16 protein-coding genes and 1 other RNA gene are annotated in these 17,143 nt (G+C 42.1%); 14 read left to right on the forward strand and 3 right to left on the reverse strand.

The window, feature by feature from the left end:
* The first annotated feature begins 1 nt into the window (after position 1).
* Entirely contained in the window at positions 2 to 1,282 is a 1,281-nt protein-coding gene (gene asnS / locus FD17_RS00075; protein ID WP_404819266.1) for an asparagine--tRNA ligase, read from the forward strand.
* 44 nt (positions 1,283 to 1,326) lie between these two features.
* Entirely contained in the window at positions 1,327 to 2,043 is a 717-nt protein-coding gene (locus FD17_RS00080; RefSeq protein ID WP_057822582.1) for a DnaD domain-containing protein, read from the forward strand.
* Positions 2,044 to 2,154: 111 nt separating this feature from the next.
* On the opposite strand, the gene FD17_RS00085 is transcribed toward FD17_RS00080, so the two are convergent.
* Both FD17_RS00085 and recU read right to left on the reverse strand, forming a co-directional pair.
* Positions 2,155 to 4,467: a PBP1A family penicillin-binding protein gene (locus tag FD17_RS00085; RefSeq protein ID WP_057822583.1), complete on the reverse strand. Its 2,313-nt coding sequence runs from the start codon at positions 4,465 to 4,467 to the stop codon at positions 2,155 to 2,157.
* 18 nt (positions 4,468 to 4,485) lie between these two features.
* Entirely contained in the window at positions 4,486 to 5,085 is a 600-nt protein-coding gene (gene recU / locus FD17_RS00090; protein ID WP_057822584.1) for a Holliday junction resolvase RecU, read from the reverse strand.
* A gap of 125 nt (positions 5,086 to 5,210) precedes the next feature.
* Between recU and FD17_RS00095 the strand changes: the two genes are divergently transcribed.
* From FD17_RS00095 to FD17_RS00110, 5 genes are all read left to right on the forward strand, one after another.
* On the forward strand, positions 5,211 to 5,783 hold the full coding sequence (locus tag FD17_RS00095) for an SLOG family protein (RefSeq protein WP_057822585.1): 573 nt from the start codon (positions 5,211 to 5,213) through the stop codon (positions 5,781 to 5,783).
* A gap of 53 nt (positions 5,784 to 5,836) precedes the next feature.
* Positions 5,837 to 6,220, forward strand: coding sequence for a cell division regulator GpsB (gene gpsB / locus FD17_RS00100; RefSeq protein WP_057822586.1), 384 nt, complete (start codon positions 5,837 to 5,839; stop codon positions 6,218 to 6,220).
* Between the two features lie 25 nt (positions 6,221 to 6,245).
* An RNA gene (rnpB, locus tag FD17_RS12970) (RNase P RNA component class B) lies at positions 6,246 to 6,619 on the forward strand.
* Positions 6,620 to 6,685: 66 nt separating this feature from the next.
* Positions 6,686 to 7,855 carry a THUMP domain-containing class I SAM-dependent RNA methyltransferase gene (locus FD17_RS00105; protein WP_057822587.1) on the forward strand — a complete coding sequence of 390 codons (1,170 nt, stop codon included), beginning with the start codon at positions 6,686 to 6,688 and terminating at the stop codon, positions 7,853 to 7,855.
* Between the two features lie 50 nt (positions 7,856 to 7,905).
* Entirely contained in the window at positions 7,906 to 9,018 is a 1,113-nt protein-coding gene (locus FD17_RS00110; RefSeq protein ID WP_057822588.1) for an NAD(P)/FAD-dependent oxidoreductase, read from the forward strand.
* On the opposite strand, the gene FD17_RS00115 is transcribed toward FD17_RS00110, so the two are convergent.
* The gene (locus FD17_RS00115) at positions 9,011 to 9,403 is read right to left on the reverse strand and encodes a ribonuclease HI family protein (protein WP_057822589.1); all 393 of its coding nucleotides are present in this window, start codon (positions 9,401 to 9,403) and stop codon (positions 9,011 to 9,013) included. The two genes, FD17_RS00110 and FD17_RS00115, sit on opposite strands and share 8 nt — an antisense overlap.
* 30 nt (positions 9,404 to 9,433) lie before the next feature.
* Here FD17_RS00115 and FD17_RS00120 point away from each other — a divergent pair, with 30 nt between their 5' ends.
* The 7 genes from FD17_RS00120 to FD17_RS00150 all read left to right on the forward strand — a co-directional run bounded on the left by FD17_RS00120 (position 9,434) and on the right by FD17_RS00150 (position 17,140).
* Positions 9,434 to 9,820, forward strand: a complete 387-nt coding sequence (locus FD17_RS00120; protein ID WP_057822590.1) for an EbsA family protein — start codon at positions 9,434 to 9,436, stop codon at positions 9,818 to 9,820.
* A gap of 51 nt (positions 9,821 to 9,871) precedes the next feature.
* Positions 9,872 to 11,533 carry a formate--tetrahydrofolate ligase gene (locus FD17_RS00125; protein ID WP_057822591.1) on the forward strand — a complete coding sequence of 554 codons (1,662 nt, stop codon included), beginning with the start codon at positions 9,872 to 9,874 and terminating at the stop codon, positions 11,531 to 11,533.
* A 14-nt stretch (positions 11,534 to 11,547) separates the two neighbouring features.
* The gene (gene lspA, locus FD17_RS00130; RefSeq protein ID WP_057822592.1) at positions 11,548 to 11,988 is read left to right on the forward strand and encodes a signal peptidase II; all 441 of its coding nucleotides are present in this window, start codon (positions 11,548 to 11,550) and stop codon (positions 11,986 to 11,988) included.
* Between the two features lie 19 nt (positions 11,989 to 12,007).
* Entirely contained in the window at positions 12,008 to 12,916 is a 909-nt protein-coding gene (locus FD17_RS00135; RefSeq protein ID WP_057822593.1) for an RluA family pseudouridine synthase, read from the forward strand.
* Positions 12,917 to 13,007: 91 nt separating this feature from the next.
* Complete coding sequence (gene pyrR, locus FD17_RS00140) at positions 13,008 to 13,541, forward strand: bifunctional pyr operon transcriptional regulator/uracil phosphoribosyltransferase PyrR (RefSeq protein WP_013727896.1); 534 nt, start codon at positions 13,008 to 13,010, stop codon at positions 13,539 to 13,541.
* Positions 13,542 to 13,563: 22 nt separating this feature from the next.
* Positions 13,564 to 14,655, forward strand: coding sequence for a carbamoyl phosphate synthase small subunit (locus FD17_RS00145; RefSeq protein ID WP_057822594.1), 1,092 nt, complete (start codon positions 13,564 to 13,566; stop codon positions 14,653 to 14,655).
* Complete coding sequence (locus FD17_RS00150) at positions 14,639 to 17,140, forward strand: carbamoyl phosphate synthase preATP-grasp domain-containing protein (protein ID WP_057822595.1); 2,502 nt, start codon at positions 14,639 to 14,641, stop codon at positions 17,138 to 17,140. Before FD17_RS00145 ends, FD17_RS00150 begins: the two co-directional genes overlap by 17 nt.
* Positions 17,141 to 17,143 lie beyond the last annotated feature (3 nt).

Raw genomic sequence — 17,143 nt, forward strand, 5'->3', positions numbered from 1 at the left:
CATGGTTGACGCCCCAAAGTATGTGAACGAAAAAGTCAAAATTGGCGTTTGGCTCACTAACAAACGTTCCAGTGGTAAAATTGCCTTCTTGCAGCTGCGCGATGGTTCAGCATTTTTCCAAGGAGTTGTTGTGAAAAACAATGTAACTCCGGAAACGTTTGAACTTGCAAAAGAAGTCAAACAGGAAACAAGTATGTGGGTTACCGGAATTATCCATGAAGATTCCCGTTCAAAGTTTGGCTACGAAATTGAAATTGAAACGATAGAAGTTATTTCTGAAACGCATGATTATCCCATTACACCCAAGGAACATGGGGTTGATTTTCTGATGGACCATCGTCATCTTTGGTTGAGATCCAGTCGCCCACACGCAGTGATGCGCATTCGTAACGAAGTCATTAAAGCGACTTATGATTTCTTCAATGACGAGGGATTCATCAAAATTGATGCGCCAATTTTGACTGGTAGTGCACCGGAGGGCACAACAACCTTGTTCCATACAGAATATTTTGATCGGGATGCCTATCTTTCACAAAGTGGACAATTATACGAAGAAGCTGGTGCTGAAGCTTTCGGCAAAGTCTTTTCATTTGGACCGACTTTCAGAGCTGAAAAGTCTAAGACCCGTCGCCATTTGATTGAATTTTGGATGATTGAACCTGAAATGGCCTTCATGCATCAAGAAGAGAGCTTGGAAGTTCAAGAGCGTTATATCGCCTATTTGGTCACCAGAGTTCTTAAAAACTGTGAGATGGAATTAAAGACCCTTGGCCGTGACCCTGAAGTCCTCAAGAAATACACGGTATTGCCTTATCCACGAATTAGTTATGATGAAGCCATTGACATGCTTAAAAAGGGTGGCTTTGATCTTGAGTGGGGCGTTGATTTCGGGTCGCCGGAAGAAACTTTCCTGGCTGATCAATTTAACCAGCCTGTCTTCGTCATCAATTATCCAAAGGCAATTAAGCCGTTTTATATGAAGCCGCATCCAACTCGGGATGATGTTGTTATCTGTGCCGACCTGTTGGCTCCTGAAGGATACGGTGAAATTATCGGCGGTTCGGAAAGAGCCACCGATTACGATTATCTGTATGATCAAATCGTTAAAGCCGGATTGGATCCAAAAGAGTACTCATGGTATCTGGACCTGCGTAAATATGGCAGTGTTCCTCATTCTGGGTTTGGATTGGGTCTTGAACGTGCTTTGACCTGGATAACCGGTGAAGACCATGTTCGTGAAGCAATTCCATTCCCAAGACTGCTTAACCGGATTTACCCATAAATTGAATGTGTAAAATTATTTTGTGATGATCCGAGGTGATTTGAATGGATGATTATGCACATCATATTCTTGATGATGGACAGACAACAATTAACAATTACTTGTTGAATCATTATCACAAGATTGGCATCAGCAATCAGGAACTGTTTATTTATTTGTTGATCAAGGGCAATCATGATCTGCTCATCCCGATGCCGGAAATGGCTGATCTCCAAAAACAAACCGGTTATTCCGAACAACAGTTATTTAATTTATTTCATCAAATGATTGAAAAGAAACTAACCAGAATTACACAGGTTTCAATTGAAGGCCAGCAGGTCGATGCCTATGATTTCACGCCGATGTATGAAAAGCTCGCACTTGTAAAGAGCTCTGAAACTGATGATTCATCGGACTCGCCGGCAACTCATAAGATAGTTGACAGCACTCAGCGACAGGCAGTTTTTGAAAGCATTGAAAAGGAGTTCGGTCGAACCTTATCGCCGATTGAGATGGAGTCCATCAGCCAATGGCTGGACATCGACCATTACTCACCGGAACTTATCCTGATGGCATTAAAAGAAGCTGTTTTAAATCAAGTTTATAATCTTAAGTATATGGATCGGATTATCAGCAATTGGTATAAGAAGAATCTGAAATCACCCCAGCAAATCGAAGCGTATAAGAAGACTCGTCATAATAATCAGTCAACCGACATTTCCAATGAATATGACGGTCCTGACATTCCATTTATTAATTTATCTGGAAATTCTGATAAATAGTAAAAGATCGACAAAAAAATTGTCGATCTTTTTTCGTATATAAAAAACGATAGTCAAAACCGAACCTCGTTTTGACTATCATTCATTAACAATCTATTTGGTTCAGAATAATTATTGTGTGTTGTTATCGCCGTTATCGGTTGTGTTACCGCTATTATCAGTGGTTCCTCCACCGTTATCACCAGTATCCGTTGAGCTGGAGGTAGATGAATCGGTTCCTGAACCACTATTACCACCGTCGCCACTAGGCTTTTGTTCGGATGGGGTTGATTCAGAGGTACCACTGGTGCTTTCAGAGCTACTTGAACTTTCATTCTCTTTTGGCTGAGTGACAACCGCGGAGCTGGAACTCGAACCGCTCTGTGTCGTATAACCGCTGGTGGTTTGGTTGGAACTGTTATCAGTGACGGTTCCAGGATAGCCGGCAACATAGTATTCTGTCTGACCGCCACGATTGGTTGCCACAACGTCACTTGGCTGTGTCCAGTCGCTATTGGGTTTATTTTCTGATATATAACCCATGACATTCTTATAAATTTGTTGGGCAATTGTTGTTTGGGCCGATGTTACATAGGAGTTTGCTTTAAACTGATGATCATAACCTGTCCAAACAGCCAGGGAATAGTTTTTGGTGTAGCCCGAGAACCATGAGTCCATGGTTGACATTGCAGGAACTTTGTTTAAATAGTCATCCGGATATTGGGTTGTCCCGGTTTTTCCTGCTTCATACAGGCCTGAAACTTTCGCTGCTGTTCCGGATCCATCTGTACTGGTCATAACACCTTTGAGCATATTGGTAATCATAAACGCGGTAGCAGGCGACATAGCCCGTTTACCTTTTTTATGATATTTATGAGTCACGCCGTTTGGCTGAACGATTTTGCTAATAAGATAAGGTTTGTAGTACGTTCCGCCATTAGAGAATGCGGCGTAGGATGCAGCCAATTGTTCTGAGGAAATATATAAACCAATTCCGTTTTGAATTTCCAATGGTTTACTAAAAGACATCCCCAGATTCTTCAAAAATGTGGTTGCCTTAGGAACACCAACGTTCTCAAGCGTTCTAATGGCTGGAATATTTCGTGATTCAACCAAGGCTTTTCTCATGGTGATGGTTCCCTGATACTTGTTATCAAAATCATAAACCGATTTATCCGTACCTGGATAAACATAAGGCGTATCCTTCACAGGCTGATAAGTTGGGTACTTGAGGTATTGGATCGCTGGGCCGTAATCCATGATTGGCTTGGCAGTTGATCCTGATGACCGGCCCGTCTGAACTGCGCGGTTGAGCCCAAAGGCGACTTTAGTCTTTCGGCCACCCTGCATTGCGACAACTCGCCCATTGTTCACATTAACCACTGTTGCCCCAACCTGAAAACGATTGTTAGGGTAGGCAATTGTTGGATCGTTGTTGCTGACTTGGTAGAGCTTTTTTTGGGCACTCATATTCAAATTAGTATAGACCTTCAGACCACGGTTGGGTTTATAACCTTTTTCTTCCAATTCTTCGATGGTTTGTTTTAAATAAGAATCAATATACTTCGAAGTTTTTACTGAGGTTTGAGCTTTCGAATGAGTCGAAGAAAGGTGACTCTTTACACTTGTGTTTTTTGCATTTTGGGCTTGCTGCTGAGTGATCGCTTTGGTTTTAACCATGGCATCCAGGACTTCGTCCCGTCGTTTCGTTGCATACTGAGGATATTTATACGGATTGTACAAGGTTGGCGATTGCGGCATCCCGGCTAGCAATGCAAATTCGGGTAGTGTGAGGTGCTCAAGTGTCTTGTTATAATAGTATTCAGCCGCTGTCTGCATCCCATAAACGCCATTGCCCATATAGACCTTATTAATGTAAAATTCCAAAATTTGGCTCTTGGAATAACGGTTTTCCACTTTAATTGCCAACCAGGCTTCCTGTGCCTTGCGTTTTAAAGTTCGGTCGCTGGCAGCAGTAGAGAAGACTGAAAGCTTGACCAGCTGTTGGGTAAGGGTACTTCCACCTTGAAGCCCTAAAGAAGATCCGGTCAAATTTGACACAGCAGCCCCAACAATTCGAATGGGGTCAACGCCATGATGCTTATAAAAACGTCGGTCTTCAATAGAAACAACTGCCCGTTTGAGGGTTCTGGGGATCTTATTTGATTTAACGTAGTCCCGATTTTGACTTCCCAATCGTGAAATCACTGTTCCGTTGGCATCGTAGAACTTGGTCGAGTTGTCGCTGGTTAAAGCGGAGTGGGTAATTCGAGGAGCACTGGCCGCATAATATGTAAATAGACCGGCACCAAAAAGAAACAATGCTCCTACTAGGATTAAAGCCCATTTAAAAATTCTACGAAATGGACCTTTTTTATGGGTGTTGCTGAACTGTCGGCCACGTCGTTTTTCAGCGCGGGAGTTCTTAGGATTGTTCTGTGACATAGGGTTCTCCTTCATAACTTATTCGATGAAAGAATCAACCGCCTGAAGATATGGCAATAACGGATTGATCCTGTATTGGATCAAGGAACCTTTTTGCTCAATGATTTTTCGCGGAATGGATTTACGACCGCCGTTTGACTGACTGTCCCAATATTCTATCAAATCAGTTGCTTTGAGTACATAGACGGTCTGGTCAGAAATGAACTTGATCACGGCAAAACAGATTCCCTGCTGTTCAAGACATTGTCTCATATGTTCAACTTGGTGTTTGTGGAAGTTTTTGAGTGGGAACGATGTTTTATTCTTGGTTTCTTTGGCATCAAAATCAATGTACTTTCCACGGTAAACACCATTGTAGTCGGTAGTTGAGGCTTTACGAAAATAAGCCTCTTTAATTCGGGCAGCACTTCTCTTTGGATAATCAACGGAAACAATTTGAATTGGCGTCGGCTTTTTATGAATAACCGCAATTCCTTCACGTAGGTAGTATGCATTGCTCCTGTTGATTTCGTCTTCCAAAGTCATTCCCCGATTTGAAAAATCAATCGAGTCATTGTGCATCGACGAAGAGGCTGGCTGTTCATGGAACTGATTTCCATTCGGGTATCTAATCGTCATTGGACTTTAGCTTCCTTTGTTGTGAATAGTTATATTGTACTTCATTTAACTTAATAATAACTACAATAATGTTATTATACCAAGTAGAGTGTCTATTTAAAATCTTTTATCATAAGGGTGATATCATGAGCCGTTTGTGGATAACCGGCTACCGCAGCTATGAATTAGGAATCTTTAAAGATGATGATCCAAAGCGAAAAGTCATCGATTCGGTTTTAAAAAGCGAAGTATCACAGGCGATCGTCGATGGAATGGATTGGCTGATTTCCGGGGGTCAGCTTGGGATTGAACAATGGTCCCTGGAAATGGGGCAGGGTCTGAAGAAAGAATACCCCGGTGAATTTCAAACGTCAATGATGCTGCCATTTGCCGAGTTTGGCAATAACTGGAATGAAAACAACCAGGCCAAGCTTCAAGCGCTTAAAACCAAAGTAGATTTTTCAGCTTCAGTGTCTGATAAGCCTTACCAATCACCCCAACAGTTAAGAAATTACCAAGAATTCATGCTAAGTCATACTGATCAAGCATTATTGATATATGATTTAGATAATCCAGGGAAATCGCAATACGATTATGACAAAATAAAAAAATTTGCAGAGAATCATCCATATCCGTACAAGCTGATTACTTTCGACGATTTACAGAGCGCTGCGGATGAATATCAGGAAAACTTGAATAATAGTGTTCAAGATGACTAATTTATGATATTATTTTAGGTGGTTTGTTGCAAATAGTGAGGTGTAACCCATAAATGGAAAACATTAATTATACTCCGAAGGACATTCTTCAAAAAGAGTTCAAACAAAAGATGCGTGGATATGATCCCAATGATGTCGACAGTTTCTTGGACGACATTATTAAAGATTACGAAACTTTCAACAAAGAACTCCAGTCTCTCAGTGATGAGAATGAACGCTTAAAAGTCCAAGTTGACGAATTAAACAAGCAGATTGCTGTTTCAGGTTCACAGCCAATGCAGTCAACCGGCACTGGTACAGCTCCAACCAGAACTGCACCAAGCCAACCAATGTCAAGTGCCACCAATATGGACATTTTAAAGCGTCTTTCCAATCTCGAAAGACGTGTCTTCGGATCACAGCTTGATAATAATACCAATGATTCACACAGGCTTTAAAGCTTGCATATAACTAACTGGTGTAAATCCTGAGTAATTGCGGTCGTATTTTTACGGCTGAGGAAAGTCCATTCTCGCACGGGCTGAGATGCCCGTAGTGTTCGTGCTCGGTGAAAAAATAAGCCGGGGGACTCTTTGTGAGTTACGGCGGATATTAAGGCTAAGGCTTTGCTATGCTTTAATTCCCTAAGGTGCCACAGTGACGAACAGCATAGGAAACTATGCTGATGGAACGCGGTAAACCCCTCGAGCGGGAAACCCAAACTTTTGGTAGGGGAGCTTCACACACGGTAAATGAACCAAGTGTGGGGGAGAAGTATTTCGGTATTTCTCAGATAGATGATTACTACTTGTTACATCGTCCTGGGATGTAAGAAGCACAAAACATGGCTTACAGGGATTTACACCAAACAGGTTGAGTGGGAGCTTGCTCCCACTTTTTTGTTACCCAGAAAATGAAATGAGATGGATGATATGAAATTTAATTTAATCGCTACCTGTGCTGCAGGAATTGAAGCACTGGTCGGCAAAGAAATGCGCGATTTAGGATATGATGTTCAGGTTGAAAATGGCCGGGTAAGATTTACTGGTGACGAAAAAGATATTATTAAAACCAATCTTTGGTTGAGAACAGCTGATCGAATCAAGATCATTGTTGACGAATTTGACGCTCAAACATTTGATGAACTTTTTGAACAAACGACAGCAATTGCCTGGGACAAAATGCTGCCCATGGACGCAGCTTTCCCAGTTGAGGGTCGATCCCGCAACTCAAAACTTCATAGTGTTCCTGATTCTCAGGCAATTGTTAAAAAAGCAATTGTGAACGAATTGAGCACTGCCTATCACCGTCATACCAGACTTCCTGAAACCGGCGCCGAATTTCCACTTGAAGTTGCCATTAATAAGGATCACGTCATGCTCACGATGGATACGACTGGCTCAAGCCTTTTCAAACGGGGTTATCGAGTGGAGAAGGGAACTGCCCCTCTTAAAGAAAACATGGCTGCAGCCCTGGTAATGTTGACCAGCTGGTATCCTGACATGCCATTTTTAGATCCATTCTGTGGTTCAGGGACCATTCCAATTGAAGCGGCCATGATTGGTCGTAATATTGCCCCTGGATTTAACCGTGACTTTATTTGTGAGCAGTGGCCCTGGATCGATGGCGACATGGTTCAAAAAGTTCGGGACGAGGCTGATTCCAAAGCCGATTACGATATCGAATTGGATATCTCCGCAAGCGATATTGACGGTAATATGATCGAAATATCCAAACGCAATGCCGAGGAGGCCGGCTTATTGGCCGACATTCATTTTAAACAATTGGCGGTTGCTGACTTCAAAACTGACAAAGTTAATGGTGTTATTGTCGGAAACCCACCATATGGTCAACGAATGAGTGATGAAGAACACGCCCATGAATTGTACAAACAAATGGGGAAAGTCTTTAATCCGTTAACCAGTTGGTCAAAATATTTCTTAACCTCTGATTTGGATTTTGAAAAGTATTATGGTGCCAAAGCTACTAAACGACGAAAACTGTATAATGGTTCGATAAGAACGGACTATTTTCAGTTTTGGGGTAAAAAAGTTCGAGATTTGCGCAGCTTGGACCAAATTCAGGCGAAATAAGCGCCAATATATGCTAAAATAAGAACAACTTGGTGAAAAGAAGTGGGCAGATGGTTAGACACATTGCAATAATCGGTGGTGGTATTATTGGAGCGACTGCTGCCTTTTATTTGAGTTATTTGCAAGGCAACAAAGATGTTCAGGTGACATTATTTGATGATGGTCATGGTCAGGCAACCAAAGCTGCTTCAGGTATTATTTCTCCCTGGCTCTCAAAGCGGCGAAATAAGCGCTGGTACGCGTTAGCCAAGCGAGGTGCGGAATTATACCCAAGCCTGGTTAAAGCAGCTCAGCTGAGCGATAAGGCCTATCGTAAAACCGGTACGATCGTTACGCGGAAAGCTGAGACAGATTTACTGAATCTTTACCATGAAGCTCTGATTAAGGCTGAGCATACACCAGCAATGGGCCAGGTTGAATTACTTGATTCCAAGACAGTTCAACGAAGAATGCCTATCCTAACTCATGCCCCTGCAGGAGTTATGGTGAGCGGAGGGGCGAGAATTGACGGTGCTGATTTTGTGACCGAACTGCTGAAGCGCGCAGAAAGCAACAACGTTGAAGTTGAACGTGAACGAATTTCGGTGTTGCCGGATGGAACTATCAAAAGTTCATCTGGAGTTCAAAAATATGATGTTGTCATTGTTGCCACCGGAGCATGGATGCGCGAAACACTGAAACCTCTCGGATTGGATGTTAAAGTACGACCTCAAAAAGGCCAATTGATCGATATGACAATTCATACCGCCATCAAATGGGATAATATGCCCGTCATGATGCCGGAAAGCATGAGCGATATCATCCCATTTAATGGTGGTAAATTGGTTGTTGGTGCAACTCACGAGAACGACGAAGGATTTGATTTAACGCCAAAAGCAGAAGCACGAACCGAGCTTTTTAACAATGCGAAGGCGTTTATTGATACCTTATCAGAATCTCAGATTACCGGAATGCGGGTTGGCACCCGAGCTTACACTGATGATTTTGCTCCTTTCTTCGGGTCGATTCCCACAATGGGATCCTTCTTGGTTGGAGGAGGATTGGGATCATCAGGTTTGACGACGGGACCAATTATTGGTTATTTTCTTGCTCAAGCTGCACTGGGGAATGTAACTGACGATTGGAATCTTTATACCAAACCGATTAGTTTCTATATTAGTTAGACGCGTGTAGTGCCTGAATAGCCAGATTGTGAGCACCTGTATTTTGGTTGTCGGGGATCCATGTGTTGACGACGGTATCGAAATGGCTTTGTAAATCCAGCAGTTCATCAACGTACTTTTCGAAGTGCTTTGCATATTGTTTATTCAAACTGTCGGCAACAATTTTGCTGTCAGTATTGAAAAAGATGATTTCAGAGGGATTGATATGTAGTTCAATCAGTTTATTGAATCCGGTAATTGCTGCAATGAATTCCGCTTCATGGTTATTGGTCGGCGCTATGACCTCTTTTAGTTGAAGCTGTTTGCCGTTATGGACAATCAGAAGCCCAATTGCGGTATGACCTGTATGTTGATTCACTGCTGCATCCGTATATAATTTAATCATTTATCTACACTTTCTTTAAGGAGTTTACTCATGATAACCCAAAAGCGTCACTTCTTTTATCAGCCAAGCCCACTAAGCAGTATTATTTGTTGGAGTTGGACCTTTGTCATTTTTTTCATTGGCGTCATTATTTGGCTTGAAATAACCCATTTTCAATGGATTACGTTATTTTTCTTCGTGTTATTTGCAGTGATCGTCTGGGCCGAGGTACATTTCCGGAGTATCAATGTTTACGACCATCAATTTGTTGTCAGCAGAATTACCAATCCTCACTGGCTGACAGTTAATTTGGATCAAATCACTCATGTGACAACGTCAAAATATCAGTTGGCATTTGTTGTTAACACGAAGATTTACAGTTTTATTTTACCTGCCAATTCGGTCATTGAACTAAAAGAATTGATTTCCAACAAATAATTCTGCCGTTGTTGTCCGTCGATAGTTATTTTAGGAGGGTCATTATTCATTATGAAGAGCGATGTTGAAATTTCCCAAGAAACTGCTATGGAACCAATTACAAAGATTGCCGGTAAGATTGGAATCACTGAAGATCAAATAGAACAATATGGTAAGTATAAAGCAAAAATCAATTTTGACCCCAGAACTGAAAAAGCAAAGGGCAAACTTATATTAGTCACGTCTATTAACCCGACTGCCGCCGGAGAAGGCAAAACTACGGTTACAATCGGACTTGGTGACGCTTTAAACGAATTACATAAAAAGGTGGTTTTGGCACTCAGAGAACCATCCCTTGGCCCAGTCATGGGAATGAAGGGTGGCGCTACCGGTGGTGGTTATGCACAAGTTGTGCCAATGGACGATATCAACCTGCATTTTACCGGTGACTTTGACGCCCTAACTGAAGCTAACAACACTTTGGCTGCATTGATTGATAACCACATTCAACACGGCAACCAGTTGAACATTGATCCACGTCAAATTACTTGGAAACGTGTGATGGATGTTAACGATCGGGAATTGCGGCAAGTGGTTGTTGGCCTTGGTGGCCGGACTTCGGGAGTTCCCCGTCAAGACGGTTTCGATATCACTGTTGCCAGTGAGTTGATGGCCATCTTATGTTTGGCAACAAGCATGAAGGATCTCAAAGAACGGATCAGTAAAATGCTGATCGGCTATACCTATGATCGTCAGCCCGTTACAGTAGCTGATTTACACGTTCAAGGTGCGTTGACCCTTTTGCTGAAAGATGCCATTAAGCCAAACCTGGTCCAGACAATTGAACATACACCAGCCTTCATTCACGGCGGGCCATTCGCAAATATCGCCCATGGCTGTAATAGTATTTTGGCAACCCAGGCTGCGCTTCACTTTGGCGATTACGCTATCACTGAAGCCGGTTTTGGATCTGACCTTGGCGCCGAAAAGTTTATGGACATTGTGACACCACGACTTAAACAATCCCCTGACTGTGTGGTGGTTGTTGCAACTGTCCGGGCATTGAAGCTCAATGGTGGAGCAGACAAGAAATCATTAAATGAAGAAAACCTGGACGCCCTCAAAAAAGGTGTCGTCAATTTGAAACGGCATGTTGAGGGTATGCAGCAGTATGGTAAGCCAGTTGTTGTTGCCATTAACAAATTTGCAACCGACAGCGATGATGAACTGACTTATCTTCAAAATTATGTCAGCAATGAATTAAAAGTGACCGGCACAATTATTAACAGTTGGGCAGAAGGAGGCAAAGGCGGAATTGATCTTGCAAAAGAAGTTATTGATGCTTGTGAACAGTCTGCCGACTTCCATGAATTATACGCCGATGATGATGCAATCGAAGACAAAATGAATCAAATTGTTACCCGTATTTATGGCGGGGATGGCATTGAGTTATCAAGCAAGGCTATGAATGCCTTAAAACGGATTAAAAAGTTAGGGTACGACCATTTACCAGTCTGCATGGCTAAAACTCAGTATTCATTTACTGATGATGCCAAACAGCTTGGTGCACCTGAAGATTTCAAGATCCATGTATCGGATTTACAGTTAAAATTAGGGGCAGGCTTCATCGTTGCCTTGACTGGAAAAATTTTGACCATGCCAGGACTGCCAACTCACCCGGCAGCGCTGGACATGGATATTGATGAAGACGGGCGAATTACCGGCCTGTTCTAAGAGGAGCGAATATTGTGCCAGTACTTTATATCATAGGGATTATCGTTTTAATTGTAATCGATCAGTTGGTTAAGCATTTTGTGGTTGCCAGCTTAGCTCTTGGGCAATCAGTCTCGGTTGTTAATGGGGTACTCTCAATTACCCGGATTAATAACACCGGCGCTGCTTGGAGTATTTTGTCCGGCCATCAACTTGTTTTCGTTGTTATCGCAATTTTGGCGGCTGTTCTTGTGACATACTTTATCTTTAAGTACTGGTCCAATGTTCAATATCGATTTGGGCTGGGACTCCTGCTCGCAGGGACCCTCGGGAATGTGATTGACCGAATTTTTAATAATCACGTTGTTGATATGTTTCAATTGGATTTTATCAATTTTCCCATATTTAACTGCGCTGATATGTATTTGACGTTTGGAATATTGATTTTAGCAATTGCTATTATCAGGGAAAATTAATCCGAGGTAACCAGTAATTTTGAAAGAATATGTAATTAATGACACGACGGGGCGTTTAGATAAAATCATCTCCGAACTTGATCCATCAATCAGCCGTTCACGGGCCAAAAACTTGATCGACGATGGCCACATTCTTGTAAATGGAACGGTTGAAAAGCCCAAGTACAAAGTAAAACAGAATGATCGGATTTCAATTGAAGATGCAAAACCTCAGCCAATTGATTTGGTACCAGAGAACATCCCCCTGGATATTGTTTATGAAGATGACGATGTCATTGTTGTCAATAAGCCCCAGGGAATGGTGGTTCATCCTTCGCCTGGTCATCCGGATCATACGCTGGTTAATGCATTGCTGTACCATAGTCCGCTTTCGACAATCAATGGCGAGTATCGTCCCGGAATTGTTCATCGAATTGACAAAGACACGTCTGGACTACTCATGGTTGCCAAGAATGATGCGGCCCATAAGTATTTGTCTCAGCAGTTGAAAGAACAGAAAAGTCTGCGCAAATATGTTGCGTTGGTTCATGGACGAATAGGTGAGGATTCCGGTGTGGTTAATGCCCCAATCGGACGGTCTCCAAAAGATAGGAAAAAGCAGGCAATCGTTTCCGATGGGCGTCATGCCGTTACTCATTTTGAGGTCCTGGAACGGTTCTCGGACTATACGTTGATTTCATGCCGATTGGAAACCGGTCGGACCCACCAAATTCGAGTCCATATGAAGTATATTGGGCATCCGATTGTTGGTGATCCGTTATATGGACCCCGAAAAACAATTAAGGGCAATGGACAGTTTTTACATGCACAGGAACTGGGTTTCGAACATCCCAAAACCCATGAATTAATGATCTTTTCAGCACCGCTACCACCAATATTTGAAAAAACACTGAATAATTTACGATTAAACAACGCTCTAGGATCTTGACAATCCGGCGTTGTTTTCATATTCTGAAGTGGTATAGCATTTTGATGCATTCTTTACGAATATACGTTACTCAATTAAGGAGCTTTTATTAATGGGAAAGATAATATTAGATAAAATGGCTATGCAGCGGGCCTTAACCAGAATCACATATGAAATCGTTGAAAAAAATAAGGGTGTTGAAGATTTAGTTTTGATCGGTATCAAGACCCGGGGAATCTTTTTGGCAAATCGGATTGCCGACCGGCTCCAACAATTAGAGAACGTCTCAATTCCAGTCGGTGAACTTGATATTACGAACTATCGCGATGATATTGAACATGATGCAATGAGTAGCGATGTCAAAATGTCCAACAACAAAATCAATTTTTCGATCGAAGGAAAACGGGTTATTCTGGTTGACGACGTATTGTATACGGGCAGAACCGTTCGGGCTGCACTTTCTGCAGTGATGGACTTAGGTCGCCCAAAGAGTATTAATTTGGCAGTATTAGTGGATCGTGGGCATCGAGAGTTGCCAATCCGCGCTGACTTTGTTGGGAAGAATATTCCCAGTTCTCAAAAGGAAAAGATCAAAGTTTATGTATCAGAGATTGATGACAAGGATGCTGTTGAACTCATCAAATAATCTTGAATAACGAGGAGTCAGCATGACGGAAAGATATTTAATTTTAGAAGATGGATCCGCATATGCTGGAAAGGCATTTGGATCACTCGCCACAACAACTGGTGAAATAGTGGCCAACTCAACGATGAACGGTTACCAGGAGATTATCTCCAACCAAATCTATCATAACCAAATCATTGTTTTCACTCAGTCATCTATCGGAAACACCGGACTCGACCAAAATGCGTACGAGTCCATTTTGCCATCCGCTAAAGGCGTCATTGTTAGAGAATATGAAAATTTGGCAACCGATCACTTTAAACGAATTTCTTTGGATAGATATTTGAAGCAGCATAAAATTCCCGGAATTTACGATGTGGATACTCGAGAGATCCGTCATCACTTACAGAGACGTGGAAATATGAAGGCTAGTATTGTTGATGTGGCTGATGACCATGCATTTGATCAGCTTCATGCGACAGTTCTGACCAACCAACAAGTTGCCCAGGTGGCAACTCCCAAACCATTTCCTAATCCTGATGAAGGTGCCAATGTCGTTGTCGTTGATTTTGGATTAAAAAGTGGAATTTTGCGGGAATTATCACACCGTGATTGTAATGTAACGGTGGTTCCCTGGAACTTTTCTTCGGCTCAGATTTTGGACCTTGATCCGGATGGCATCGTTTTATCAACTGGACCGGGGTCACCGGCTAATCTTCCAAACTCTGTCTTGGATATGATTACGGACGTCCAATCTCAAGCACCGCTTTTTGCAATTGGTTTGGGCCATGAATTATTCGCATTGGCCAATGGTGCAAAAATTACCAAATTAACGGTAGAACATCATGGCAGTAACCATCCGATTCGCGAAATTATTACAAACGAAATCTTTTTCTCTGGTCAGGAACAGGGTTATGCCGTTGACCCAAAGTCAATCGACCACGCCAAATTGTTCATTACCCATGTTGACCTTGTAAATGGGACTGTTCAAGGGCTCAGGCATCGGGATTACCCTGCATTCTCAGTTCAATTTTCACCAGATGGCGCTCCCGGTCCCAAAGACAGCGTTGGTTTATTTGATGACTTTGTGGAAATCATGGCAAGAAGAAGGGACAGCAATGACGATAGATATTAAAAAAGTACTGTTACTCGGCGGCGGTCCCACAAATATTGGTCATGAAAATGAACTGGATGCTGCGGCGTTTGAACGTTTAATGGCTCTAAAAAAGACTGGCGCAAAAATTATTTATGTAGATGATAATGCCTTTTCAGTCACGACAGAAGAAATTCAACCTGCCAATGTTTATGTCCAAGAAGTCAGTTTCCAGAACGTTGTAACAATTATTGATAAAGAGCACCCAGACGCAATTATGGCAACAACCGGTGGCCTCAACGGCATGCAGATTGCTTGGCAGCTTGCAGAAAGTGGCATTCTGGCCTCAAACAATATCACGTTATTGGGAATTAAGCCTGCCGACTTACGAAAAGTTATGGACAATCAAAAGTTACGGGATACATTGACTGAAATCAATGAAAAGGTCATTGCATCAAAAATCGTGGCGGATGATGACGAAGCAATGGATTTTGTAAGGGAAGTGGGTTTCCCGGTTATTGTTAAACCAATGTCTTCCAGCCATGATACAAGCCGTTTTATCTGTAACAATACCGATGAATTGGAAGATGCATTGGATGTCAGCTTTAAGCGAACATACATTAAGCGCTGCTCGATCGAACAAAGTATCGTTGGTTACAAGGAAATTGAGATGGTTGGGATTCGTGATGCTAATGGGAATAAAATCCTGATTTCCGGTATGGAGGATATGGATCCAATCGGAATTCATTCTGGAGATTCCATTATTTTTGCCCCAACTCAAACGCTAATAAATGAAGAGTATCAGGCACTTAGAACTGCCACGTTCAGGATTATGGATTCTCTAAATATTACCGGAACTTGTCATGTTCAATTTGCACAATCCAGGACAGACTCCAACTATTTTGTCACAAAAGTCAGCCCGTTCTTTACACGAAATACAATTTTAGCTGCAAAGGCCACAGGCTATCCGTTAACCTATGTCTCCAGTTTTCTTGAGCTTGGGTATAATCTTACCGAGATCAAGTTGCCAAGCCGATACAGCAAATTTTTGGCGTTTATGGAGCCAACAATGGATCATGTAGTGGTTAAGATTCCGTTGTGGCCGTTTCGGGATATCACAGATGTTGATCAACACCTGAATACGTTGATGAAATCCGTTGGATCGACAATTGGAATTGGCCGGACGGTCGAAGAGGCCATTATTAAATCAATGCATAGTTCTCAATTCTCACCACGAGACATTCTACCAAGTGTTTCTACGGTTGACGATGATGATGTCATTAATCAGTTGATTCATCCATTAGCCAGTCGAATACTAATTTTGATGGAAGCATTGCACCGTGGCTTCTCAATTGATGAGTTATCCGAGTTAACGCAAATCGACCGTTTTTATTTTTACAAGCTCAATCAACTGCTGAGAGCCCAGGACTTTGTTGTTAATAATCCATTATCACCGCAATCAATTGAGATTGGTCATAAATATGGCTTTGGTGATGGAATGCTTGCTGAGCTATGGAAAGTTAACATATCCAAAATTCAGCAAATGAATGAAAATTATAAAAATCATGTGACATACAAAGCAATAGAACCCAGCGCTGGAGAGTTCTTGGAATGTACAAATGTTTTTTATAGCAGCTATGAATTGGAGAATGAATCGCGTCCGTTCACCGAAAAAAGTGCACTGGTGATTGGTCGTGGAGGTAATCAGCTCGGGCCAAATTCGGCTGCGGATTATTACACATCGCAGATTCTCAGGTCTCTTCATAAATGCGGCTATAAAACGATTATCATGAATACAAATCCGAATGCGGTCTCACTGACACCTCAGCTGAGTGACAAACAATATATCGAACCCATTCAGCTTGGAAATATTTTGAATATTATCGAGCTGGAAAAGCCGGATGTGGTTATTCTTCCGGGAAATCGTCACTATTTATCTAAACAGTTGAAACAGTTCAAAGCATTGAATATTATTGTATTGCCGCCAGATCAAAAAATTGCAACATACAACCAAAAGAAAGCCACAACTGCAGTTGATTTGTTTATTGAAGGCAATGAAATATTACCCGTCACCACGATTTCGTTCGTCGGTAAAGATCAATTGACAGATTTAAGATTCATCAACGACTATAAGGAACCAATGGATAACTGGGAAAGTGACGAAGACAAGTTAATTGCCAACGCTTCTAAGAATATTGATACACATGAATGGCAGGGGCTTGTTCAGGTCTTGTATAATACAAATGGTGACTCTAAATACGAAATGACCGGGATCCGGCCTGTTCGGATCACCGAAACTGCCTTCCTAACGAAGACCACCGGCATTAATTGGATTAATGTCCTGGTTCGAAAGTATTTGGGAAAGTTGGATATGGTTTCTTTGAGAGAAGACTGGCAGCCAACAGAACACAAACGGTCGGCTATTATGACCGCTCATTTCCCATTTAGGGAGTTGCAATCCGGCCGTTCTGAAGGCACTACCAAACAGGAAGTCGGATCATCACTTTCATTTAAAAATTTTGAATAGTCA

The sequence above is a fragment of the Lentilactobacillus sunkii DSM 19904 genome (genome assembly GCF_001435575.1).
Lineage (GTDB): Bacteria > Bacillota > Bacilli > Lactobacillales > Lactobacillaceae > Lentilactobacillus > Lentilactobacillus sunkii.